Here is a 242-nt window from a genome sequence, read left to right on the forward strand (position 1 = left end):
ATCTTCCCCTCCGCCCCAAGGCCAGGTTTTCGCTAGGACGAAAGACTCCGCCGGGGGGATCGCCCCGTCCGCTGGCCTGCGGCCGCTGACTGTCTCACGCGTTAAGTGCGAGGGCGGACCTTGTCGCGGCCACTAAGAGCTTCCGTGTACGGGAAGCACGATATGTTCAATGCGCCTTTATGAAAGAATCGCGGAAGGTTTGATATCAGCCTGCCTGAAACACGTAGTGGCCGCGACAAGGC

It is taken from the genome of [Clostridium] symbiosum ATCC 14940 (assembly GCF_000466485.1).
Classification (GTDB): Bacteria; Bacillota; Clostridia; order Lachnospirales; family Lachnospiraceae; genus Otoolea; species Otoolea symbiosa.